Raw genomic sequence first — 23,127 nt, 5'->3', positions numbered from 1 at the left:
CAGCCCGCCGGAAGCGGGGCGCGAGCCGGGAGCAGTGGGCGCGCCCTCCCACAGGCCGCTCAGGCCGCCGGAAGCGGGGCGCGAGCCCAGCAGGCGGGGAAGCAGCGGGCACCCTCCCACGGGCCGCTCAGGCCCGGCGGAAGCGACGTGGGGCGCGGGCCAGGAGGCGGAGAGCGTATGGGGCGTCCTCACGCAGGTAACGGCGGGCCAGACGGCGGGGCTCGACGCTGAGGCGGTGTGCCCATTCCAGGCCGCTGCGCTGCATCCAGCGCGGGGCACGGTGCACGTCGCCGGCGACGAAGTTGACGGCCGCGCCGCAGCCGACGAACCAGGTGGACGGGAGGTGCCGGCGGAGACGTTCGATCACTAGCTCCTGCTTGGGGAAGCCCAGACCGACGAAGACCAGATCAGGCTCGGCGTCGATGACCTGAGAGCAGACCTCGGCGTAGGTCGCCTCGTCCGCCTCGAATCCGAACGGAGGACTGATCGCGCCAGCGATGCGCAGGCCCGGACTCGCGGTGGCGAGCCGTGCCGCGGCGCGCACCGCGCCGGATGCGTCATCCACCGCGCGCACCGCGCCGGAGGCGTCATCCACCGCACGCACCGCGCCGGAAGCGCCGTCCACCGCACGCACCTTGACCGCGGCGGCGACCGCGCCCTCGGCCGCACCGTCGATCTCTCCGGAGACGACCGCGCCCCGTGGCACATCGACGATCGAGGTCTGCGCGGGCGGACCGGTCAGGGCCGCACGGCCCTGAGGCTCGGGAGTGCCCCCGATGACGAAGACGGAGCGGGCGTCCCGGCCGAGCCCCTGCGACAGGGTCCAGATCAGACTGCTGCCGGCGACCCGCTCCGGGAGTGGCACGCCACCCAGGCGGCTGGCCCAGATCAAGGGCATGCCATCGGCGACGATCAGATCGGCGTTGTCGAGGTGGCGCCGGGCCGACGGGTCGGAGGCCGCCCGGCGCAGGATGTCGACGTTCGGGGTGATGATCCGGCCGCCGCGGCCGTGGTCCAGGGCGTCCCGGACCACGGCGACCACCTCGTCCTCGGTGATCCGATCGATGCCGGTGCCACCCAAGTGCACGCGGTCGAAAGCCTCGATAAACACCTGACGCCTCCTTTTGCCTGCTTCACTCGTTACCAGCACGAAACGAGCAAAGGCGGGCAAAGTGGCACAAGTGCTATTTCTGGGTGGATTGGGACGAAGTGGCACCACGCTCGTAGAACGACTGCTCGGCGAGATACCCGGGGTCTGCGCGCTCGGCGAGGTCGTCCACCTGTGGCAGCGGGACCTGCGCGACGACGAGCGGTGCGGGTGCGGGGAGCGATTCTCCGCGTGCGAGTTCTGGCGGCAGGTGGGCAAGACCGCCTTCGACGGCTGGGACAACGTCGACGTCGAACGGGTGCAGGCGCTCCGCGACGCGGTCGAACGGACCCGGCACATCCCGCGCCTCGCCTCCGCCGCCAAACCCGCTGTCGACGTGCTCGAATACGCCTCCTATTACGCCCGGATCTACCAGGCCGCGGCCGAGGTCTCGGGGGCGAAGCTGGTCGTCGACTCCTCCAAGCACTCCGCCCTGGCCCACGTGCTGCGCGCGGCCGGCGACATCGACCTGCGCGTGGTGCACGTGGTCCGAGACGCGCGCGGCGTCGCGTACTCCTGGACCAAGCGGGTCGCCCGCCCGGAGAGCGACGGCACCGACGAGATGACCCGCTACTCCCCCGGCCGCTCGGCGCTGCTCTGGAACGCGCACAACGCCGCGTTCGGCCTGCTCGCCCGGCGGGGCGTACCGGTTCGCCGGATCCGCTACGAGGAGTTCCTGGCCGATCCGCGGGCCGGGCTGATCCGGCTGGCCGACTTCGCCGGGATCACCCTGCAGCCGACCGACCTGGACTTCCTCCGCCCCGGGCACGCCGATCTGGGGGTCGGTCACAGCGCGGCGGGCAATCCGATGCGCTTCACCGTCGGCCGCCTGCCGTTGCGCCGGGACGACGCCTGGGTGCGCTCCCTCCCGGCCGCTCAGCGACGCCTGGTGGGCGCGGTGTGCGGGCCGATGCTGCGGGCGTACGGCTACCCGCTGAACCCTCAGGAGACGCGATGAACTGGCCGTCGGTCGGAGTCGTCATCCCCACCCGGAACCGCCCGGAGCTGGTCCGTCGCTCGATCGCCGCGGTCCGGGCCCAGCGTTACCCCGGTGATCTCAAGATCGTCGTGGTCTACGACCAGACCGAGCCGGACTACCAGCTCGCCCGCACCGAGGACGTGCCGGTGCTGGTGCTGACCAACTGGCGAGCGGCCGGCCTGGCCGGCGCCCGCAACACCGGCATCCTGTCGCTCGACACCGAGCTGGTGGCGTTCTGCGACGACGACGACCGCTGGCTGCCCGACAAGCTGCGCCGCCAGGTCGCCGCGCTGCTGGCCGAGCCGGACGCCGAGTTCGCCACGTGCGCGATCGAAGTGGAGTTCGAGGGGCGCACCACGCCCCGGCTCGCCGGCCTCAGCCGGGTCACCGTGGACGACCTGGCCCGCTCCCGGATGGCGATGCTGCACTCGTCGTCGTTCCTGATCCGCCGGGAGTCCCTCACCGAGGACGCCATCGGACTGGTCGCCGAGGACGCACCGGGCAGCCAGAACGAGGACTGGGATCTGCTGCTGAGGGCGGCCCGACGGGCGCCGATCGCGCATCTGGACGAGCCGCTGGTGCAGGTGCTCTGGGGTCGCAGCTCGCACTACGCCTACGAATACGCCACCAAGATCTCCTCGCTGCGCTGGATGATGCAACGGCACCCGGAGATCAGTGGCTGCCGGCCCGGGGCGGCCCGGGTGTACGGGCAGCTCGCCTGCTGGTCGGCCGCGACCGGAAACCGCAGCCAGGCGTGGCAGTTCAGCAAGGAAGCGGTCCGGGCGAACTGGAAGGAACCGCGTACGGCTATCGCACTTGCCGCGATAACCGGGGCGGTGAAGGTGGAAAATGTCCTTTCAGCGCTGCACAAACGCGGCCGGGGTATCTGAAGTCACTCTTTCGCGCACACCCAAGGTCGCGGTACTGTTCAAGTGTGTTCGAAATAGTGCGGAACCAGCGATTGAAATTGGTGAAGTGCTCGAAATTGGTGGAGGACCCGAAGCCGGTTGAGTGCGTGAAGTTGGTGGGGTGCTGATGCTGGCGCAGCAGCGCCAGGCCGCGATCCTCGACCGGGTCCGTGCCACCGGAGGCGTCCGGGTCAGCGAGCTCGCCACCGAGTACGGCGTCTCCGACATGACCATCCGCCGCGACCTCGAGGCGCTGGCCGACCGCGGGTTGCTCGCGAAGGTACACGGCGGAGCGACCACGGTCAGCCCCGGTTCCGCGCACGAGCCGGGCTTCGCCGCCAAGTCGGTGCGCCAGCGCGACGAGAAGGCCGCGATCGCGGCCCGCGCGGCCGCCCTGGTCTCCCCCGGCGACGCCATCGCGCTCTCCGCCGGGACCACCACGGCGGTGCTGGCCCAGCGACTGGTCGACGTCCCGTCGCTGACCGTGGTGACCAACTCGATCCCGGTCGCCGACGTGTTCTACCGCGCCGGCCGGCCGGACCAGACCGTCGTGCTCACCGGCGGCACCCGGACCCCGTCCGACGCACTGGTCGGCCCGGTCGCGGTGGCCGCGATCGGCACCCTCCACCTGGACATGCTCTTTCTGGGCGTACACGGGATGAGCGAGCGCGCCGGCTATACCACGCCTAACCTGATGGAAGCGGACGTGAACCGCGCCCTGGTGGAGGCGGCGGAGCGTTTGGTCGTGCTCGCCGACAGCACCAAGTGGGGCACCGTCGGCATCTCCTCGATCGTCCCGCTGGACCGTGCGGACGTGCTCATCACCGATGACGGCCTGGACACCGCCACGCGTTCCCTGCTCGCCGAAACCGTCCCTGAACTCGTGGTGGTGAATCCCCAGTGACACCCCTCCGCTCCGCCGTCAAACTCTCCGACGGCCGCGAACTCATCTACTTCGACGAGACGCCCGGCTCCGGTCGCGCGGCGCACGTGGACACCCGCGAGCTCCCGCCACCCCCGCCGGCCTCGCAGCTGCGCTACGATCCGCTGGTCGACGAGTGGGTCGCGGTCGCCGCGCACCGGCAGACCCGGACCTTCCTGCCGCCGTCGGACGCCTGCCCGCTCTGCCCGACGACGCCCCGGTTCGCCAGCGAGATCCCCGCGCCCGACTACGACGTGGTGGTCTTCGAGAACCAGTTCCCGTCGTTCAGCTACCGCGAGGTGCCCGGCGGTGAGATCACCGAGCTGACCGACATGGTGCCGGTCCGCCCGGGGCTGGGCCGGTGCGAGGTGGTCTGCTTCACCAGCGACCACAACAGCGCCTTCGGGTCGCTCCCGCCGTCCCGGGTCCGGACGGTGATCGACGCGCTCGCCGACCGCACCGCCGAGATGTCTGCGCTGCCCGGCGTCGCCCAGGTCTTCCCGTTCGAGAACCGGGGCGTCGAGATCGGCGTGACGCTGCACCACCCGCACGGACAGATCTACGCATATCCGACGGTGCCCTCACGGACCGCGGCGATGCTCCGCGCCGCCGCACGGCACGCCGAGAAGACCGGCGGCCGCAACCTCTACGCGGACGTGCTGGCCGCGGAACAGGAGGCGAAGGTACGGGTGATCGCCGCCAACGACCACTGGACGGCCTACGTCCCGGCCGCCGCCCGCTGGCCGTTCGAGGTACAGCTCGCCCCGCACCGGCAGGTCCCCGACCTGCCCGCGCTGACCGACGCGGAGCGGGACGCGTTCGGCCCGCTCTACCTGGACATCCTGCGCCGCTTCGACGGGCTCTTCGGCAAGCCGATGCCGTACATCTCGGCCTGGCACCAGGCGGTCGTCGGGGAGGGCCGCGAGCTGGGCTATCTGCACCTTCAGCTGTTCAGCATCCGGCGCGCCGCCGACAAGCTGAAGTTCCTCGCCGGCTCGGAATCCGCGATGGGCGCCTTCGTCAGCGACGTCGTCCCGGAGAAGGCCGCACAGCTCCTCCGCGACGCCATCTGACGCCCAGCCACGCCACCGCGCCCGCGCGCAGCATCCGCTCTGCCGCACCGCCTCGCGGCATCGTTCTTCCCTGCAGCGTCCGCGTTGCCTCGCAGCATCGCTGTATCCCTGCAGCATCCGCTCCACCGCACCGCCTCGCAGCATCCGCTTCATCCTGCAGCGTCCGCATTGCCTCGCAGCATCGCTCTACCCCTGCAGCATCCGCGCCACCCCCGCAGCATCTGCACGGGCCGCAGCATCGCGCCACCCCGCAGCATCCGCTCGGTCCGAAGCATCCGCGCCATCCGCGCGGTCGGCTCTATCCGCAGCATCCGCGCGGTCCGCTCTATCCGCAGCGTGCGTGCTGCTTCGCGGCATCTGGTACGCCTCGCGACAGCCAGACGGCGTCGCGCAGTGAAGCCCGCACAATCGAACAGCTTCACGCAATCAGCGCCAGCACGGCCGCCGCAAAGATGTCCGCACGACCGAATGGCCTCGCCTCGCGCGGGGCCGTTTCATTTGGCCTGCGGGGGTGCGGGCGGCGGAACGGGGGGACCAGCGGGGGCCCGGGACAAGGCCCCCGCTGAAGGGGACAGCGAGCGGCGCACCCAAGCCCGCCACCCGCACCACTGAAAGAAACGAATCCCCATAGCTGGCGGTTACGTCCCAAAACCTCCTTTTGCCGCCTTATCCTTCGCTTGCGGTATTACAAAGACCTTCAGGTACGACCAATGGCGTCCCGTGTCCAGCCCTCGCGGGCCAAGCCCCGTGGCACTCTCGCGCAAGGCACCCGCGACCCCAGACCGCTGCGCGCCCCCGGCTCGCTCGCACACTCCTGCCCTCAGCCCCCGAAAGCACCACCAGACCCAGCCCACGAAGCCGGGCTAGACCACCCAGCCGTATACGGGGGGTGGAGGGGTCGGCAATGCCAGCCGAGGTCCAGGGACGCTTTCATAAGGAGCGTGGCCGGCGGGCGCCGGACGGTCTGGCGCCGGAACTACGCCACGCGAGACAACAGCGCAACCGACAGCCGCCGAACGGCCTAACACCCGAACTACGCCACCCGAGACAACAGCGCGACCGGCAAGCGCCGGACGGCCTGGCGTCGGGTCGGCGTCGCGCGAGAGCAGCACGGGGCGTGGCCGAAAGGCCTGGCTGCGGGACTCCATCGGTCGTACCGGAGCAAGGTTTTCGGGATTTGGCGGCCGGGAGTGGGGCGCGCCGGTGGCTGAAGGCTGGGCGCGATCCGGCGGCAGGAATTCCGGAAACAACGGCGGGAAGGGACAGCGGCAAGGAGGGCGGAGACAACGGCGTGCTGGACGGAGACGGCAGCAAGCGGAGGCGGTAGGTAGCGGGTGGCGACGGTAGCGAGTGGCGACGGTAGGTGGCGGGTGGCGACGGTGGCGCAGGGTGACGGTCGTGGGGAGAAAAGGCGAAGCCCGCCGGCCTGGCCGACGGGCTTCGTTTGCGAGTGCGAGATCAGGCGACCTTGCGTGCCAGGTTCTCGTCGAGCGCGTTCATGAACTCGTCCGTGGTCAGCCACGGCGCGTCCTTGCCGATCAGCGCGGCCAGGTCCTTGGTCATCTGGCCGCCCTCGACGGTCTCGATGCAGACCCTCTCGAGCGCCTCGGCGAACTGGGTGACCTCCGGCGTCCCATCCAGCTTGCCGCGGTGCTTGAGACCGCCCGTCCACGCGAAGATCGACGCGATCGGGTTGGTCGAGGTCTTCTCGCCCTTCTGCCACTGCCGGTAGTGCCGGGTGACCGTGCCGTGCGCGGCCTCGGCCTCGACGGTCTGGCCGTCCGGCGTCATCAGGACAGAGGTCATCAGGCCGAGCGAGCCGAAGCCCTGGGCCACGGTGTCGGACTGCACGTCACCGTCGTAGTTCTTGCAGGCCCAGACGTAGCCACCCTCCCACTTGAGCGCGGCGGCGACCATGTCGTCGATCAGCCGGTGCTCGTAGGTGATGCCGGCGGCCTTGAACTCCTCCGCGAACTCGGTCTCGAAGATCTCCGCGAACAGGTCCTTGAAGCGGCCGTCGTAGGCCTTCAGGATCGTGTTCTTGGTGGAGAGGTAGACCGGGTAGTTGCGAGCCAGGCCGTACCGGAACGAGGCGCGCGCGAAGTCGCGGATCGACTCGTCGAAGTTGTACATGGCCATGCCGACGCCGCCGGCCGGGAAGTCGGCCACGTGCATCTCGATCGGCTCCGAACCGTCATCCGGGGTGAAGGTGACGGTCATCTTGCCCGCGCTGGGCGCGACGAAGTCGGAAGCCTTGTACTGGTCACCGTGCGCGTGCCGGCCGATGATGATCGGCTTGGTCCAGCTCGGTACCAGGCGGGGTACGTTCTTCAGGATGATCGGCTCACGGAAGACAACGCCGCCGAGGATGTTGCGGATGGTGCCGTTCGGCGACCGCCACATCTTCTTGAGCCCGAACTCCTGAACCCGGGCCTCGTCCGGCGTGATGGTGGCGCACTTGACGCCCACCCCGTGCCGCTTGATGGCGTTGGCGGAGTCGATCGTCACCTGGTCGTCGGTCTCGTCCCGATACTGGATCGACAGGTCGTAGTACTCGAGGTCGACGTCGAGGTACGGCAGGATCAGCTGCTCACGGATCTGCTTCCAGATGATCCGGGTCATCTCGTCGCCGTCGATCTCAACGACCGGGTTTTTGACCTTGATTTTCGCCATCGGCCGGCGCTCCTCTCCCGAAACACATGCTTAGCAGTACGAGCGTACTGCCCGCCCACTGAAGATCGCCGGGCGGCCCCGAACTGGTGATCTGCCTCTACCATCCCAGGCGACGAAGACCGCGCGGGCCAATAAACGTCAGGTCGGGCGAAGCCGCTGCCGGCGCAAACCTGAAACGCTTCGCCTTCGGTACGCCATATCAGCCACCGCCGTTGGCAACAACGTAACCCGGCAAGGGTCATATCGGAGAATGTCTATTTCCCGGAGCGGCTACCGGGTGCAGCGCGAGCGACTGCTGGAGTTCTTCGGGACCGGCCAGGTGCGCAACCCGGTCGTCCTGACCGGCGACCGGCACTGCACCTGGGTCTCCGACCTGCGGCCGGACTTCGACGACCCGTCCACCCCGGTCGTCGGCGCGGAGATCACCGGGACGTCGATCACTTCGGGCGGAAACCCGAACACCGCGTCGTTCCACGCCACCTACGACCCGATCATGGCGGAGAGCCCGCACTGGCGGTACATCGACAACCAGCGCGGGTACGTGCGCTGCGAGGTGGACGGCGCGCGGATGGTGAGCGGTCTGCGGCTGGTGGACACGGTGTCGGCAACCACGGCGAACGTACGGACCGAGGCCGAGTTCGTGGTCGAGTCCGGGCGGCCCGGAATCGCCGAGGTCAGCTGACGATCGCGCCGTACGCACGGGCGAAGTGCGCCGCCTGCGCGATGTCGAGCTTCGCCCCGGTGATGTCGACGTCGCGCATCGGCGCCCCGTCCAGGTCGGCGCCGCGCAGGTCAGCTCCCTTGAGCACAGCGCCTTTGAGCCGCACGTTGGACAGGTCCGCACCGCGCAGGTCGGCCTTCGACAGATCCGCCCCGGTCAGGTCGGCATCCCGCAGCCGCAGCCCGCCGAATTTGACGCCGGCCAGGTTCTGCCCCCGCAGCGACACAAAGCCCCAGTCCCCGCCGGTCACGGTGAGCGGCCTCAGCGCACAGTCCACGAAACTCGTGCCGGTCAGTTTGCAGTCGTCGAAGGTCGCGTCGAAGAACGAGCACCTCTGCAGCGTCGACTGCAGGAACGCGGTGCGCTCAAAGGTCCCCGCGTTGAACTTGACGTTCCCAAACTCGCAGCGCTCGAACGTACACGCGATAAACGTCGACTCACTCCAGTCCACGTCATAAAAGACGCAGTCCTCGTAGCGAACGCGCTCCACCCCAGCGAGAGCCCAGTCCTCCCCCGAAAACCGCTCCCCCGTACGCCCGTTCATCGGCCCCCCACAAAACGCCGCCGCTGAGGAGGCAGCTGATTTTCCGACGCCCGCCGGTCTTGCGGGTGGCGGAAAATCATCTGACTCCTCAACGGTCAACAGGCGTTTTGTGCGCGAAGCGAAGCGAAGCCAAGCTAGCCCAGCCGAGCTCAGTGATAGAAGTGCCGAGTTCCGGTCAGGTAGACCGTGAGCCCGGCCTTCTCCGCCGCCTCGATCACCAGGTTGTCGCGGACCGAGCCGCCCGGCTGGACGACCGCCTTGATACCGGCCTCGATCAGCACCTCCAGCCCGTCCGGGAACGGGAAGAAGGCGTCCGAGGCGGCCACGCTGCCGGCCGCCCGCTCGGCGCCGGCCCGGGCCACCGAGAGCTTGGCCGAGTCGACCCGGTTCACCTGGCCCATCCCGATGCCGACCGTGGCACCGTCGTGCGCCAGCAGGATCGCGTTGCTCTTCACGCTGCGCACTGCCCGCCAGGCGAAGGCCAGGTCGCGCAGGACGTCTTCGGTGGCCGGGGCGCCGGTCGCCAGCGTCCAGTTCGCCGGGTCGTCGCCGTCGGCGTCGATCCGGTCGGACAGCTGCACCAGCACGCCGCCACCGACCTGCTTGATCTCCGCGGGCGGCGGGTTCCACGCCGGGGCGACCAGGACGCGCAGGTTCTTCTTCTCGCGCAGCACGTCGAGCGCTTCGGGCGCGTAGGACGGCGCCACGATGACCTCGGTGAAGATCTCCGCGATCTGCTTCGCGAGCTCGAGCGTGACCTCCTGGTTGACGGCGATCACGCCGCCGAACGCGGAGACCGGGTCGCACTCGTGCGCCTTGCGGTGTGCCGCGGCCACGTCCGCGCCGATCGCCACGCCGCACGGGTTGGCGTGCTTGATGATCGCCACGGCCGGGTCGGTGAAGTCGTTCGCGGTGCGCCAGGCGGCGTCCGCGTCGACGTAGTTGTTGTAGGACATCTCCTTGCCGTTGAGCTGCTCGGCCTGAGCCAGCCCGGCGGGAGCGTCCGGGTCGAGGTAGAGGGCGGCCTGCTGGTGCGGGTTCTCGCCGTAGCGCAGCACCGCCGACTTGTTGAGCGCGATCCCGGCGAAGGCCGGCCACTCCTGCGGCGCGAGCGTGGTGGCGGTCCAGTTCGCGACCGCGATGTCGTACTCCGCGATGTTGATGAAGGCGCGGGAGGCGAGCACCTTGCGCTGGGCGAGCGTGAAGCCGCCGTCCCGCAGCGCCTCCAGGATCAGCGGGTAGCCGTCGGTGGAGACGACCACCGCGACCGAGGCGTGATTCTTCGCGGCGGCGCGCACCATCGCCGGACCACCGATGTCGATCTTGGCGATGCACTCCTCCTCGCCGGCGCCCGAGGCCACCGTCTCGGAGAACGGGTAGAGGCTGCTGACCAGCAGGTCGAACGGCTCGATGCCGTGCTCGGCCAGCTCCTGAACGTGACTCTCCAGCCGCAGGTCGGCGAGGAGACCGGCGTGCACCTTCGGGTGCAGGGTCTTCACCCGGTCACTGAGGATCTCCGGGAAGCCGGTCAGATCCTCGACCCGGGTCACCGGCACCCCGGCCTTCTCCACGGTGGCGGCGGTGGAGCCGGTCGAGACGACCTCAACCCCGGCGGCGTGCAGGGCCTGGGCCAGCTCGACGATGCCCGCCTTGTCCCAGACGCTCAGCAGCGCCCGCTTGATCGGACGACGGCTCTCAGCGCTCACGGAATCCGCACCTTCCTGTTCTTGATGGTCCAGCCGTCGCGGACCAGGCGGCCGACGCAGTCGACCAGCTGGGCCCGCTCGGCCACCTTGATCCGCTCGGTCAGCGTCTCCTCCGTGTCGTCGTCGAGCACGGGGACACTGACCTGGGCGATGATCGGTCCGGTATCGACACCGGCGTCGACGAAGAAGAGCGTCGCCCCGGCGAGCTTCACGCCGTAGGCGAGCGCGTCGCGGGGCCCGTGAATGCCGGGGAACGACGGCAGCAGCGCGTTGTGCGTATTCACGTACCGGTCGCCGAACGCGTCCAGGAACTGCTTGCCGACCAGCTTCAGGAAGCCGGCCGAGATGACCAGGTCCGGACGGTACGCGGCGACGTGCTCGGTGAGCGCGGCGTCCCAGTCGTCACGGGTCGGGTAGGCCTTCACCGAATCCACGAACGTCGGGATGCCGGCCTCGGCGGCGATCTCGAGACCGGCGATGCCGTCCCGGTCCGCGCCGACCGCGACCACTTCGGCGCCGTACGCCGGGTCCTTGGCCGCTTCGAGAAGAGCTTGCAGGTTGCTGCCCGATCCGGAGATGAGGACGACCAGGCGGGCGGGCGCGGGGTCAGTCACCTCAGCACCCTATCCGGGGCGCTCGGGCCCGCCGAAATCGCCTGGTTACTTCCGGCTTTTCGGGCGTCGTGGTGCGGTGAGGCCCCGGGCCGCGCTCGCGCCCGCGATCACCGAGATCGCCGTGACGGCCGCCGCGACCAGGCCCACCGGACCGGCCGCCGGCCCGATCTCGGCCAGCCGCCCGCTTCCGATCGGCCCGCCGGAGTACCAGGCGAGCGCCGCCACCAGCAGCCCAGCCACCGGACCGGCCAGCAGGCCCGCGCCGATCAGCAGCGACCAGGACGGTTCGGGCGCGTCCGCGCCGGAACCACGTCCCGGCCCCCAGGCGTGTGCCCGGCCGTAGCGCAGCCGCTGGGTGAGCCCCCAGCCGGCCACCCCGCCGACGACCACCGGGAGCATCAGCAGCAGGGTGCCGGCCGCGCCCAACGGCCCGTTCGGCAGGCCGGCCAGCAGCGGCAGGGCGGGCAGGTCGCCGACCGAGAACTCGGTGAGCCGGATCATCGTGCCGGTGCCCAGCGCGAAGCCCGGTCCGAGCAGGTAGGCGGTGGCCCAGATCGCGGCGTTCGCCGCGTAGGCGATGCTGATCAGGGTGATCCCGGCCTGACCGGCCACCCCGGTGTGATAGGCCGAGAGGATCTTCGCGGCGTCACCGCCGCTGAGCGCCACCGACAGCCCGCCGACCGCCCCGCCCGCCCCGACCATCAGGAACGCCGCGACCAGGCCGGTACGCACCCCGTGTCGCAGCGCGGCCGGCACCCGCCGGGCCAGCGTGGTGATCGCCCCGGTGCCGCGCAGCGCGCCGATCAGCGCGCCGGCCAGGCCGAGGAGCAGAAAGTCCGACGCGGCGCGGGCGGTCGAGACCTGGGTGCCGCGGCCGTCGACGAGGTGCGCGGTCAGGGCACCGACCATCGCGTACGCGCCGGCGACGCACACCGCCACGAGCAGCGCGGACCCGATCGACCCGGAGCGCCGCGCCCCGATCGCCCGGACGACGTGCAGCCCGGCCCGGTTGAGCCGCCACAGCACCAGCACGGTGAGCAGCAGTGGCGCGAGCCCGAGCGGGCCGAGCGAGGTGCCGATCGGCACGCCGTGGCCGAGCAGCCAGGCGGCCGCCCCGGCGTGAGCCGCCCCGCGCAGCCCGCCCTCGCCCTCCAGGGTGCGGGCCAGCCCGAGTGCCGCGGCGACCGGCAGATACGTCAACAATGCGGCCCACACCGTGGCGAAGGAGACCGCCACCGGCAGCGGCGCGTGGCTGCTCCGCTCCGGCGGCCGCCGCTGGACGGGCACCCGGACGGTCTCCCGCCGGGCGAGCACCGCCTCATCGACCACGACGGTGTCCCGGTTGTCCTCGCGGGGCGGCGGCGCGTCGTCGTCCCGCACGACAGACTGGAGCGCCTCGGCGACCGCGAACGGGTCCTCCGAGCCGCCGGGACGGTCGGTTGTGCTGGGCATCGCGACTACCTTGTCACGCCGTGGCGCTCACGGCGATGCAGATAGAGCGGCGCGCCGCCGAACGGATCGCATTGATCCGCTCGACGACGCGCCGTTCGTAACTATGGGTGTTCGGTTCGATGAACCAGGGTCAGCTCATGACCTCACGCATGAGCTGCGCGGTCTCGCTCGGCGTCTTGCCGACCTTGACGCCGGCCGCCTCCAACGCGGCCTTCTTCGCGTCGGCGGTGCCGGCCGAACCGGAGATGATCGCGCCGGCGTGCCCCATGGTCTTGCCGGGCGGGGCGGTGAAGCCGGCGATGTAGCCGACCACCGGCTTGGTCACGTTGGCCTTGATGAACTCGGCCGCCCGCTCCTCGGCGTCGCCGCCGATCTCGCCGATCATCACGATCGCGTCGGTGTCCGGGTCGTTCTGGAACGCCCGCAGCGCGTCGATGTGCGTGGTGCCGATGATCGGGTCGCCACCGATGCCGACAGCGGTCGAGAAGCCGAACTCGCGCAGCTCGTACATGAGCTGGTAGGTCAGCGTGCCGCTCTTGCTGACCAGGCCGATCCGGCCCTGCGGGGTGATGTCGGCCGGGATGATGCCGGCGTTGGACGCGCCCGGCGAGGCGATGCCCGGGCAGTTCGGGCCGATGATCCGGGTCTTCTCACCCTTGGCGACGTTGTACGCCCAGAACGCGGCCGAGTCCTGCACCGGCACGCCCTCGGTGATCACCACGGCGAGCGGGATCTCGGCGTCGATCGCCTCGAGCACCGCGGCCTTGGTGAACGCCGGCGGCACGAAGATGACCGACACGTCGGCGCCGGTCTCCTTGATCGCCTCGGCCACGGTCGCGAAGACCGGGAGCTCGGTGCCGTCGAAGTCGACCTTGGTGCCGGCCTTGCGCGGGTTCACGCCACCGACCACCTGGGTGCCCGCGGCGAGCATCCGGCGGGTGTGCTTGGAGCCCTCACCGCCGGTGATCCCCTGGACGATGACCTTGGATTCCTTGGTGAGCCAGATAGCCATTAGTTCACTTCCCCGCAGCCGCGAGCTCGGCGGCGCGCTCGGCCGCTCCGTCCATCGTGTCGACCCGCGTGACGAGCGGGTTGTTGGCGCCGTCGAGGATGGCGCGACCGGCCTCGGCGTTGTTGCCGTCGAGGCGTACGACCAGCGGCTTGTTGACCGTCTCGCCGCGCTCGGTGAGCAGGGCGAGGGCCTGGATGATGCCGTTGGCCACCGCGTCGCAGGCGGTGATGCCGCCGAAGACGTTCACGAAGACCGACTTCACGGCCGGGTCACCGAGGACGATCTCCAGACCGTCCGCCATCACCTGGGCGCTCGCGCCACCGCCGATGTCGAGGAAGTTCGCCGGCTTCACGTTGCCGTGCCGCTCGCCCGCGTAGGCGACCACGTCGAGGGTCGACATGACCAGGCCCGCACCGTTGCCGATGATGCCGACCTCGCCGTCGAGCTTGACGTAGTTGAGGTTCTTCGCCTTCGCCGCCTGCTCGATCGGGTCGACCGCGGACTTGTCCTCGAGCACCTCGTGGTCGGGGTGCCGGAAGCCGGCGTTCTCGTCGAGGGTGACCTTGGCGTCCAGCGCCAGCACCCGGCCGTCGCCGACCTTGGCCAGCGGGTTGACCTCGACCAGCAGGGCGTCCTCGGCGACGAACGCCTGCCACAGCTTCACCGCGATGTTCACGACCTGGTCGGCGACGTCGGCCGGGAACTTGGCCGCGGTGACGATCTCCCGTGCCTTCGCCTCGTCGACGCCCTTGCTCGCGTCGATGGCGATCTTGGCGACCCGGTCCGGGTCCTCCTCGGCGACCGTCTCGATCTCCATGCCGCCGGCGACGCTGGCGATGCAGAGGAACGTGCGGTTCGCCCGGTCCAGCAGGTAGGAGAAGTAGTACTCCTCCTTGATGTCGGCCGTCTCGGCCAGCATCACCTTGTGGACGGTGTGGCCCTTGATGTCCATGCCCAGGATGTCGGTCGCGCGGGCCTCGGCCTCGTCCGCGCCATCGGCCAGCTTGACGCCGCCGGCCTTACCGCGGCCCCCGACCTTCACCTGTGCCTTGACGACGACCTTGCCACCGAGGCGCTCGGCGATCGCCCGGGCCTCCTGCGGGGTCTCGGCGACGCCGCCGCCCAGCACGGGCAGCCCGTGCCGTTCGAACAGATCGCGCCCCTGATACTCGAACAGGTCCACGTGTCTCCTTTCGCTCGCGACGCCAAGCGCCGGCAAGCCGCACCATTGCGTCCCGACCTGTTGTGTGCGCGGCGCGTCGCATTGGCGCCGCCAGCGTGAGGATCGTCCGGCCAGTCGCAGTCCCTGCCGAATGGCCTTCACCCGCAGAGTAGCGACCGATTCGGGCTTCGTGCCCGCGCGGGTACACGGTGTGCAAGACCACACACCAGAGGGGCGAAACCGCAGCTCCGGGACGGTGGAGTCAGTTGTGCCCGGAGATACCGCGGTGGCCTGCGGTGCACCCTCGCGAGCTTCGCTTTCGATCTCTCAGGCGGGCCCCACGAAACTGGGCGGAAAAAGTCACGCGGGCGCGCGTAACCCGGCGGAGAAGGACGTCGTTGAGTGTGATGTCGGCGCGCTGCTCCCCGGGGCGGCCCGGCAGGTACGGCCGATGCCCTGTCGGTCGAGGGGTGGCGGCGGGGCATCGCGCATAGAGAGGCCGGACGTGTGAGGGGTGCGTCCGGCCTCTCCCCTAAGCTCAGGCCACCTGAGCTCCCACATTGGCGCGGACCCATTCGATGATGGACGCGGTGGTAGCACCCGGAGTGAATACCTTCGCTACACCGAGTGATTCCAATTCCGTGATGTCGTCCTCCGGAATGATGCCGCCGCCGAATACCACGATGTCGGTGGCGTCGCGCTCGGCGAGCAATTCCAGCACCTTGCGGAACAGCGTCATGTGCGCGCCGGAGAGGATCGACAGGCCGATCGCGTCGGCATCCTCCTGAATCGCCGTCTCGACGATCTGCTCGGGCGTCTGGTGCAGCCCGGTGTAGACAACCTCCATGCCGGCGTCACGCAACGCCCGGGCAACCACCTTGGCGCCCCGGTCGTGCCCGTCCAACCCGGGCTTCGCGACCACAACCCTGATCCGTGCTTGCATGCCAACCCCTCTTGAGCCAAGGACCTCGGTGTCCAGCTGAACGAACGGTAACCCGCCGCCCCGGGCCACGGGTAGCACCCCGCACCTGGACACGGCGAGGGAACAGTTGCGCCGGTCACATTACTTTCCGTTTTATACGCGATCACAGACCGTTGCTAATTGGTGTTCCGAGAAACGTAACCAATTCGGACAATAGCTGATCAATACCGGCGCGGAACTGTCATGAAATTGGCGCTGCGACTTGTGACGCGGCTGCCGTTTCGTTAACGTGGCCACGGCTGTCGCAGAGGTTCACCCCCAAGCGACCGCCCGGCCGACACTCGTTAACCGCTTGACGCGGGGCAGAGCGCGCCGCCGCAATGCCACCGACGGAGGGTTGTTCGTGCGCCAGCGCTTGTCGTCTGAGCCCGATCGCTATCGCGGCCGCCGCCGCGTACCCACCCCTCCGCGCAGCCGTTACGCCGCGGTCGGTGCCGCCGCCTTCCTCGGCGCGGGTGTCGTCGCCATCGGTGCGGCCGCCAACTTCCCGGACGCCAAGACGGTCAGCCCCGACGTCCTGCAGAGCCTGTCCCAGTCCCAGGACTCACAGGCCGCCGCCGACGCGATCAACAACCGCGGTGACTCCACCCGGGCTTCCCGCGGCGAGACCCGCGATGCCGCCGCCAAGGCGGGCGCCAAGCTCACCGAGGAAGAGGCCGCCGCCGAGGTCTACCTCCTCCCGGTCGACGACTACCAGTACACCTCTCCGTTCGGGGTCAGGTTCGGCAAACTGCACGCCGGCATCGACCTGGCCGCACCGGACGGCACGCCGTACAAGGCGGTGCACGGCGGCACGGTCACCGCGGCCGGCTACAACGGTGGGTACGGCTACTCGATCACCGTCCGGCAGGACGACGGCACCGAGATCATCTACGCGCACTCCCGGCGGCTGCTGGTGAAGAAGGGCGACGTGGTCAAGGCCGGTCAGGTCGTCGGCGAGGTGGGCAACACCGGGTACTCGTACGGCACGCACCTGCACCTCGAGGTGCACGTGAACGGCACGCCGACCGACCCGATCAAGTTCCTCCAGGCCCACGGGGTCGACATCCTGCTGCAGACCGAGTCGCAGTACCTGATGCTCTCCTCGACCGGCGCCGACTCCTGATCCTTTCGGTTGCAGGTCGGTTGAACCTGCCGCCCACCCCTCAACGCTCCCCAGACCGGGCCGACAAAACCGTGGCAGCACAGATCACGGTCGTCGGGAGGGGCATCTCGCGTGGGGCACGCAGCAGCAGGCGGACGGCACCGTCAGGAACGCCTGCACCGGCACCGCGCCCCGGCCTTCCCAGCCCTCCTCGCCAGCCGTAGCCGATCGACCATCTCGCTCACCGCGCTGACCGCCACCCTCGTCGGCGGGATCGGGGCGGCCGGCACCCTCGCCGGCGGGATCGGGGCGGCCGGCGCCGCCTCGGCCGCGCCGGCACACCAGGCCACCAGCGACGGCCGCACCGCCGCACACGCCCCGGACGCACCGCCGATCGTCCCGCCGGCCGGTGACGAGGCGCCCGGCAAGGCGTACCCCCGGCAGCCCGGTTTCGGGGACGACACCGGCGTGATCCTCGCCGCGGCGGCTCCGGCCAAGCGCAAGGAAAAGCCCATCCGGGTGTCGACCATGCACAGCACCGGCGCCGACTGGGTGAACCCGAACCCGGCGGCCCAGGTCACCTCCTGCTTCGGCGAGCGCTGGGGCCGGCTGCACGCCGGTGTCGACCTGGCCGGACCGGACGGCGCCCCGATCGTCGCCGCCGGGGCGGGTGTGGTGGTCCGGGCCGAACCGGTCGAGGGGTACGGCAACGCCGTGCTGATCGATCACGGCAACGGCTGGCTCACCCAGTACGGCCACCTGGCACGGATCGCGGTGACCGCCGGCGAGGTCGTCCAGGCCGGGCAGCGGATCGGCGACGAGGGCTCGACCGGGCGCTCGACCGGCCCGCACCTGCACTTCGAGGTGCACCAGGGGCACTACAAGAACCCGGTCGAGCCGACCGCGTGGCTGCACGAGCGCGGGGTGGAGATCCCCGGCTGCGCCGCGTTCTAGATCTTCTCGATCGGGGCGTGCCGGAGGATCAGCCACATCACCTGGTCACCGAAGTCGATCTGAGCTCGGGCGCCGGCGCCCTGCCCCTCGACCGTGACGACCCGGCCCAGGCCGTACCTCTGGTGGTTGACCCGATCGCCGGCCTCGACCTTCGGGGTCTGCTTGAGTTCGCTGGCGGTGGTCAGTTTGCTGCCGTCGATCCCGAGCCGCTCGGCGATCCGCTGTGCCTTGGGCGTGCCGCCGGCGAAGCCACCGCCCCGCTGACGGTCCCCGCCCCGGCCACCGATCCCGCCGCCGGTGCCGGACCAGGACGTGTACGACCCACCCGTCCGCGCCCAGCGCACCAGCTCGGTCGGCAACTCGTCGGTGAACCGGGACGGCGGGTTGTACTGCGGCTGCCCCCACGCCGACCGGGTCACCGCCCGGGAGAGGTAGAGGCGCTGCCGGGCACGGGTGATCCCGACATACGCCAGCCGGCGCTCCTCCTCCAGCTCGGTGTTGTCGGACATCGCCCGCATGTGCGGGAAGACGCCGTCCTCCATGCCGGTCAGGAACACCACCGGGAACTCCAGGCCCTTCGCGGTGTGCAGCGTCATCAGGGTGACCACGCCCTGGTGGTCGGGGTCGTCGCTGGGGATCTGGTCGGCGTCCGCCACCAGCGCCACCTGCTCCAGGAACCCGGCCAGGGTGGCCGCCGGCGCCTCGGGGTTCTCCGGGTCGGCCTGCGACTCGACCCGCTCGGTGTACTCCCGGGCGACGCTCACCAACTCCTGCAGGTTCTCCACCCGGCCCTGGTCCTGCGGGTCGAGGCTCTCCTCCAGCTCGCTGAGCAGACCGGAGCGTTGCAGCACCGCCTCGAGCACCGCCTCCGGCGGGGCGGTCAGCGACAACTCCCGCAGGTCGTCGAGGAGTTGCACGAAGTCGGCGATGCTGTTGACCGCGCGGGTGGAGATGCCGGGCGCGCCCTTGGCGTGCCGCAGCGCCTCACCGAACGAGATCCGGTCCCGGTTCGACAGCGCCTCGACGCAGGCCTCGGCCCGGTCACCGATCCCCCGCTTCGGGGTGTTCAGCACCCGGCGGACGCTGACCGTGTCGTCGGAGTTCACGATCGCGCGCAGGTAGGCCAGCGCGTCCCGGACCTCCTTGCGCTCGTAGAAGCGCACCCCGCCGACCACCTTGTACGGCAACCCGACCCGGATGAACACCTCCTCGAACACCCGGGACTGGTTGTTGGTGCGGTAGAAGACGGCCACGTCACCGGGGCGGACATCGTGGTTGTCGGAGAGCCGGTCGATCTCCCGGGCCACCCAGTCCGCCTCGGCGTGCTCGGTGTCGGCGACGTACCCGACGATCTGCTCACCGGCGCCCTGGTCGCTCCAGAGCCGCTTGGGCTTGCGTGACGTGTTCCGGTCGATCACCGCGTTGGCCGCGGAGAGGATGGTCTGGGTGGAGCGGTAGTTCTGCTCCAGCAGGATCGTGCGCGCGTCCGGGTAGTCGCGCTCGAACTCCAGGATGTTGCGGATCGTCGCGCCGCGGAACGCGTAGATCGACTGGTCCGCGTCACCGACCACGCAGAGCTCGGACGGCTCGACCTCGCCGCCGGCGACGCCGACCAGCTCCCGGATCAGGGTGTACTGCGCGTGGTTGGTGTCCTGGTACTCGTCGACCAGCACGTGCCGGAAGCGCCGCCGGTAGGCCTCGGCGACCAGCGGATGCGACTGGAACAGGTGCACCGTGGCCATGATGATGTCGTCGAAGTCCAGCGCGTGCGCCTCACGCAGCCGCCGCTGGTACAGCTCGTACGCCTCGGCGACGGCCCGCTCGTTGGGCCCGTTCGCCTTGCCCTTGAACTCCTCCGGGTCGACCAGCTCGTTCTTCAGGTTCGACACCTGGGCGGCCAGGCCGCGCGCGGTGTACCGCTTCGGGTCCAGGTCGAGCTCGCGGGCGACCATCTGCATCAGCCGGCGCGAGTCGTCCGCGTCGTAGATCGAGAAGGTGCTCTTCAGCCCGGCGTGCTCGTGCTCCGCCCGCAGGATCCGGACGCAGGCCGAGTGGAACGTCGACACCCACATCAGCCGGGCGCGCGGGCCGACCAGGTCGGCCACCCGCTCCTTCATCTCGCCGGCCGCCTTGTTGGTGAACGTGATCGCGATGATCTCGCCGGGGTGCACGTCCCGCGCCGCCAGCAGGTATGCGATCCGGTGGGTCAGCACCCGGGTCTTGCCCGAACCGGCACCCGCCACGATCAGCAGCGGGGAGCCGGCGTGCGTGACCGCGTCCCGTTGTGGCCCGTTCAGGCCTTCCAGGAGCGCCTCCGGATCGATACTCCGGGAGGGTCTGGCCACCGGCCGGGCCGATGGCACCGCGGGGGCCGGCTTGACCGGCGGCACCACGGCGGCTGTGGGCAGCGGGAACAGGGCATCGTCGGCAGGTTCAGAGGAAGGTCGCATCGCGGGAGCAAGTGTATGCCGAACCCCTGACAGGAAGTCGCACCGCAACGGCGGCGACATCGGCGGCCGGCAATCGAGTTGTCATCTCGTCGTGGTGGCGCCGGATCGGCCGATCCAGGAGTCTGATCGAGTTGCTCGAACGTCCACTGAAGACGAGGGATCGAAGATTATGAAGTCTCTACTTCGGCGGCGGATCGGCGTTCCAGCCGTCGCGCTCGCCGTCGCCGGCGCGTTCTCCGCCGTGCCCGCCGCCCAGTCCGCCGCCGCCGCGCCGCCCGCCGAGTTCACCCCGGTGACGGCCAGCTACGGCGCGTCCCACGGCGCCTCCGTCGTCAAGGGCCGGTTCCTCAGCTACAACGACTTCCACGGCGCGATCGACCCGCCCAGCGGCAGCGGCGCGGTCGTCAACGCGAGCGGCACGAGCACCCCGGCCGGCGGTGTGGAGTACCTCGCGACCTACCTGAAGAAGCTGCGCGCCGAGGCGAAGGCGGCTGACCGGGAGACCCTCACGGTCGGCGCCGGTGACCTGATCGGCGCGACCCCGCTGGTCAGCGCCGCGTTCCACGACGAGCCGACGATCGAGCTGATGAACACCGTCGGCCTGCAGGTCAGCTCGGTGGGCAACCACGAGTTCGACGAGGGTGTGGACGAGCTGATCCGGATCCAGCGCGGCGGCTGCCACCCGGTCGACGGCTGCCAGGACGGCGACGGCTTCAAGGGCGCGAAGTTCAGCTACCTCGCGGCCAACACCATCGACAACAAAACCGGGCTGCCGATCCTGCCGCCCGTCGAGATCAAGCTCGTGAAGGGCGTGCCGGTCGGCTTCATCGGCCTGACCCTGGAGGGCACGGCCGGCATCGTGAACCCGGCCGGCATCAAGAACGTGCACTTCACCAACGAGGTGGAGACGGCGAACAAGTGGAGCAACCTGCTCAAGCTGTTCGGCGTCAAGGCCCAGGTGCTGCTGCTGCACCAGGGCGGCGCGCAGGGTTCCGCCACGCCGACCCCCGGCGTCTCGGACTGCGCCGGCTTCTCCGGCCCGGTGGTCGACATCGTCAAGGGCCTCAACCCGGAGATCGGCGTCGTGGTCTCCGGGCACACCCACCGCTTCTACTCGTGCAAGCTGCCGAACAAGGCGAGCGGCGAGACCGTGGTCACCAGCGCCGGGAGCAACGGCCAGCTGATCACCGACATCGACTACTCGCTGGACCGGCGCACCGGGAAGTTCACCGAGATCACCGCGAAGAACGTGATCGTGGAGAACGGTGTCGCGGACGGCAACGGCGGCTGGAAGAAGGACGCGTCCGGCGTCTACCTAAAGAACCCGGACACCGTCGACGCGGCGGCGAAGAAGGTGGCCGACAAGTACCGCACCGCGGTCGCCCCGATCGCCAACCGGCTGGTCGGCGCCGTCACCGGTGACATCACGCGGACCGGCAACGCGGCCGGCGAGAGCCCGCTCGGCGACGTGATCGCGGACGCCCAGCTGGCGTACACCAAGAGCAGTGGTGCCGTCGTCGCCCTGATGAACCCGGGTGGCATCCGCGCCGATCTGGACGCCGACCAGTCGTCCGGCGGTGAGGCCTACGGCCAGGTGACCTACGGCGAGGCGTTCACCGTCCAGCCGTTCAACAACCTGGTGGTCACCCAGACCCTGACCGGCGCGCAGCTCAAGAACGTGCTGGAGCAGCAGTTCGCCGGCTACAGCGGCCAGACCTCGACGAAGATCCTCCAGGTCTCCGCCGGACTCACCTATACCTGGAGCGCCTCGGCCGCCCTCGGCTCTAGGATCAGCAACCTGTCCCTGAACGGCACCCCGATCGACCCCGCCGCCGATTACCTGGTCACCACGAACGACTTCCTGGCCAACGGCGGCGACGGTTTCGGCATCCTGGCGCAGGGCACCGGCCGGGTCACCGCTCCGGGCTTCGACATCGACGCCCTGACCGCGCTGCTCGGCACCGGCACCATCCCGCCGGGTCCGGCCGACCGCATCACCACGATCCCCTGACCCCCGGCGGCCCGGCGCGTAGGCGCCGGGCCGCCCCCACCCGGACCAGGCAAAACCTTTTCCTGTACGCCCTGAGCACCGTACCGCTGACCCGTGTCCCACCGTTCGGGCAGTTTTCTTGCGGGCCGGTCCGGGAGCGGGGCATACTCGGCTCGTGATCCAGCAGGCGCGATTCTTTTACTATGGCTCCGGAAGTCCGGCAGCCGTGGGTCGCCCCTGATCGACAGACCTACTTCAAGCCCCGGGCTTTCCCAGCCCGGGGCTTGTCTGCTTCCCGGGCCGGCCTGTCCGGGGCGCCAGCACCCGAGGAGCACAACATGACCGCCGACGTGATGGCCCAGTCCACCGACGCCGACAAGTCTCCGACCACCGGTTCCCCCGCGGCCGCCACGCCGGACGAGTCCACCGGGACCGACAACTACACCGGCGCGGGCAAGCCCCTGGCCGCCAGCGAGATCCGCGGCATGCGCGAGCGGATCGACGAGATCGATCAGGCGATCATCGACCTCTGGCTGGAACGATCCCGGCTCTCCCGGGAGGTCGGCAAGACCCGCATGGCCTCCGGCGGCACCCGCCTGGTCCTGGCCCGCGAGCGCGAGATCGTCGAGCGCTTCCGCACCGCTCTGGGCCCCGACGGCACCCAGGTCGCCCTGCTCCTGCTGCGCTCCGGCCGCGGCCCGCTGTAATCGGCGGACGACGCCTCGGAAACAGCACAGGCCGGGACGGAGTGATC

19 protein-coding genes are annotated in these 23,127 nt (G+C 70.1%); 9 read left to right on the top strand and 10 right to left on the bottom strand.

Translation table 11 applies throughout. The annotated features are described in order from the left end of the window. Positions 1-127: 127 nt before the first annotated feature. Positions 128-1,111 carry a WecB/TagA/CpsF family glycosyltransferase gene (locus CHC09_RS47500; protein WP_239138349.1) on the bottom strand — a complete coding sequence of 328 codons (984 nt, stop codon included), beginning with the start codon at positions 1,109-1,111 and terminating at the stop codon, positions 128-130. 61 nt (positions 1,112-1,172) lie between these two features. Between CHC09_RS47500 and CHC09_RS11245 the strand changes: the two genes are divergently transcribed. From CHC09_RS11245 to galT, 4 genes are all read left to right on the top strand, one after another. Then, entirely contained in the window at positions 1,173-2,105 is a 933-nt protein-coding gene (locus tag CHC09_RS11245; protein ID WP_089292963.1) for a sulfotransferase family protein, read from the top strand. Continuing rightward, a complete protein-coding gene (locus CHC09_RS11240; protein WP_089292962.1) occupies positions 2,102-3,016 on the top strand; it encodes a glycosyltransferase in 915 nt (304 codons plus the stop codon). The genes CHC09_RS11245 and CHC09_RS11240 overlap by 4 nt, the downstream gene beginning before the upstream one ends. Before the next feature lie 145 nt (positions 3,017-3,161). Next, on the top strand, positions 3,162-3,938 hold the full coding sequence (locus tag CHC09_RS11235; RefSeq protein ID WP_089293199.1) for a DeoR/GlpR family DNA-binding transcription regulator: 777 nt from the start codon (positions 3,162-3,164) through the stop codon (positions 3,936-3,938). Further along, positions 3,935-5,029, top strand: a complete 1,095-nt coding sequence (gene galT / locus CHC09_RS11230; protein ID WP_089292961.1) for a galactose-1-phosphate uridylyltransferase — start codon at positions 3,935-3,937, stop codon at positions 5,027-5,029. Before CHC09_RS11235 ends, galT begins: the two co-directional genes overlap by 4 nt. A 1,458-nt stretch (positions 5,030-6,487) precedes the next feature. Here the strand turns inward: galT and CHC09_RS11225 are convergent. Then, positions 6,488-7,702, bottom strand: a complete 1,215-nt coding sequence (locus tag CHC09_RS11225; RefSeq protein ID WP_089292960.1) for an NADP-dependent isocitrate dehydrogenase — start codon at positions 7,700-7,702, stop codon at positions 6,488-6,490. Between the two features lie 250 nt (positions 7,703-7,952). Between CHC09_RS11225 and CHC09_RS11220 the strand changes: the two genes are divergently transcribed. Continuing rightward, entirely contained in the window at positions 7,953-8,384 is a 432-nt protein-coding gene (locus CHC09_RS11220; protein WP_089292959.1) for an alkaline phosphatase D family protein, read from the top strand. On the opposite strand, the gene CHC09_RS11215 is transcribed toward CHC09_RS11220, so the two are convergent. From CHC09_RS11215 to icmB, 7 genes are all read right to left on the bottom strand, one after another. Next, positions 8,377-9,066: a pentapeptide repeat-containing protein gene (locus tag CHC09_RS11215; protein ID WP_239138347.1), complete on the bottom strand. Its 690-nt coding sequence runs from the start codon at positions 9,064-9,066 to the stop codon at positions 8,377-8,379. The two genes, CHC09_RS11220 and CHC09_RS11215, sit on opposite strands and share 8 nt — an antisense overlap. Before the next feature lie 50 nt (positions 9,067-9,116). Then, positions 9,117-10,673 (bottom strand): bifunctional phosphoribosylaminoimidazolecarboxamide formyltransferase/IMP cyclohydrolase, encoded by a 1,557-nt coding sequence (purH, locus tag CHC09_RS11210; protein ID WP_179277037.1) that lies wholly within the window; start codon positions 10,671-10,673, stop codon positions 9,117-9,119. Continuing rightward, positions 10,670-11,287: a phosphoribosylglycinamide formyltransferase gene (purN, locus tag CHC09_RS11205; RefSeq protein ID WP_089292956.1), complete on the bottom strand. Its 618-nt coding sequence runs from the start codon at positions 11,285-11,287 to the stop codon at positions 10,670-10,672. Before purN ends, purH begins: the two co-directional genes overlap by 4 nt. Positions 11,288-11,332: 45 nt before the next feature. Beyond that, the gene (locus CHC09_RS11200) at positions 11,333-12,739 is read right to left on the bottom strand and encodes a cell division protein PerM (RefSeq protein ID WP_089292955.1); all 1,407 of its coding nucleotides are present in this window, start codon (positions 12,737-12,739) and stop codon (positions 11,333-11,335) included. 130 nt (positions 12,740-12,869) lie between these two features. Continuing rightward, positions 12,870-13,751, bottom strand: a complete 882-nt coding sequence (gene sucD / locus CHC09_RS11195) for a succinate--CoA ligase subunit alpha (RefSeq protein ID WP_089292954.1) — start codon at positions 13,749-13,751, stop codon at positions 12,870-12,872. Between the two features lie 4 nt (positions 13,752-13,755). After that, entirely contained in the window at positions 13,756-14,934 is a 1,179-nt protein-coding gene (gene sucC / locus CHC09_RS11190; RefSeq protein ID WP_089292953.1) for an ADP-forming succinate--CoA ligase subunit beta, read from the bottom strand. A 517-nt stretch (positions 14,935-15,451) separates the two neighbouring features. Further along, a complete protein-coding gene (gene icmB / locus CHC09_RS11185; protein WP_089293198.1) occupies positions 15,452-15,856 on the bottom strand; it encodes a coenzyme B12-dependent isobutyryl CoA mutase small subunit in 405 nt (134 codons plus the stop codon). A gap of 382 nt (positions 15,857-16,238) precedes the next feature. Here icmB and CHC09_RS11180 point away from each other — a divergent pair, with 382 nt between their 5' ends. Both CHC09_RS11180 and CHC09_RS11175 read left to right on the top strand, forming a co-directional pair. After that, positions 16,239-17,000, top strand: a complete 762-nt coding sequence (locus CHC09_RS11180; protein ID WP_089293197.1) for a M23 family metallopeptidase — start codon at positions 16,239-16,241, stop codon at positions 16,998-17,000. A gap of 111 nt (positions 17,001-17,111) precedes the next feature. Further along, positions 17,112-17,933, top strand: a complete 822-nt coding sequence (locus CHC09_RS11175; protein ID WP_089292952.1) for a M23 family metallopeptidase — start codon at positions 17,112-17,114, stop codon at positions 17,931-17,933. On the opposite strand, the gene pcrA is transcribed toward CHC09_RS11175, so the two are convergent. Next, positions 17,930-20,383 carry a DNA helicase PcrA gene (gene pcrA / locus CHC09_RS11170; RefSeq protein WP_089292951.1) on the bottom strand — a complete coding sequence of 818 codons (2,454 nt, stop codon included), beginning with the start codon at positions 20,381-20,383 and terminating at the stop codon, positions 17,930-17,932. The two genes, CHC09_RS11175 and pcrA, sit on opposite strands and share 4 nt — an antisense overlap. A gap of 169 nt (positions 20,384-20,552) precedes the next feature. Between pcrA and CHC09_RS11165 the strand changes: the two genes are divergently transcribed. Further along, positions 20,553-22,394 carry a bifunctional metallophosphatase/5'-nucleotidase gene (locus tag CHC09_RS11165; protein ID WP_089292950.1) on the top strand — a complete coding sequence of 614 codons (1,842 nt, stop codon included), beginning with the start codon at positions 20,553-20,555 and terminating at the stop codon, positions 22,392-22,394. Positions 22,395-22,711: 317 nt separating this feature from the next. Beyond that, on the top strand, positions 22,712-23,080 hold the full coding sequence (locus CHC09_RS11160) for a chorismate mutase (RefSeq protein ID WP_179277036.1): 369 nt from the start codon (positions 22,712-22,714) through the stop codon (positions 23,078-23,080). Positions 23,081-23,127: the final 47 nt, after the last annotated feature.

The organism is Actinoplanes regularis (assembly GCF_900188005.1).
Taxonomy (GTDB): domain Bacteria; phylum Actinomycetota; class Actinomycetes; order Mycobacteriales; family Micromonosporaceae; genus Actinoplanes; species Actinoplanes regularis.
Note: the sequence above shows the minus strand (reverse complement) of the source record. Positions and strands in the feature narration are given on the sequence as shown.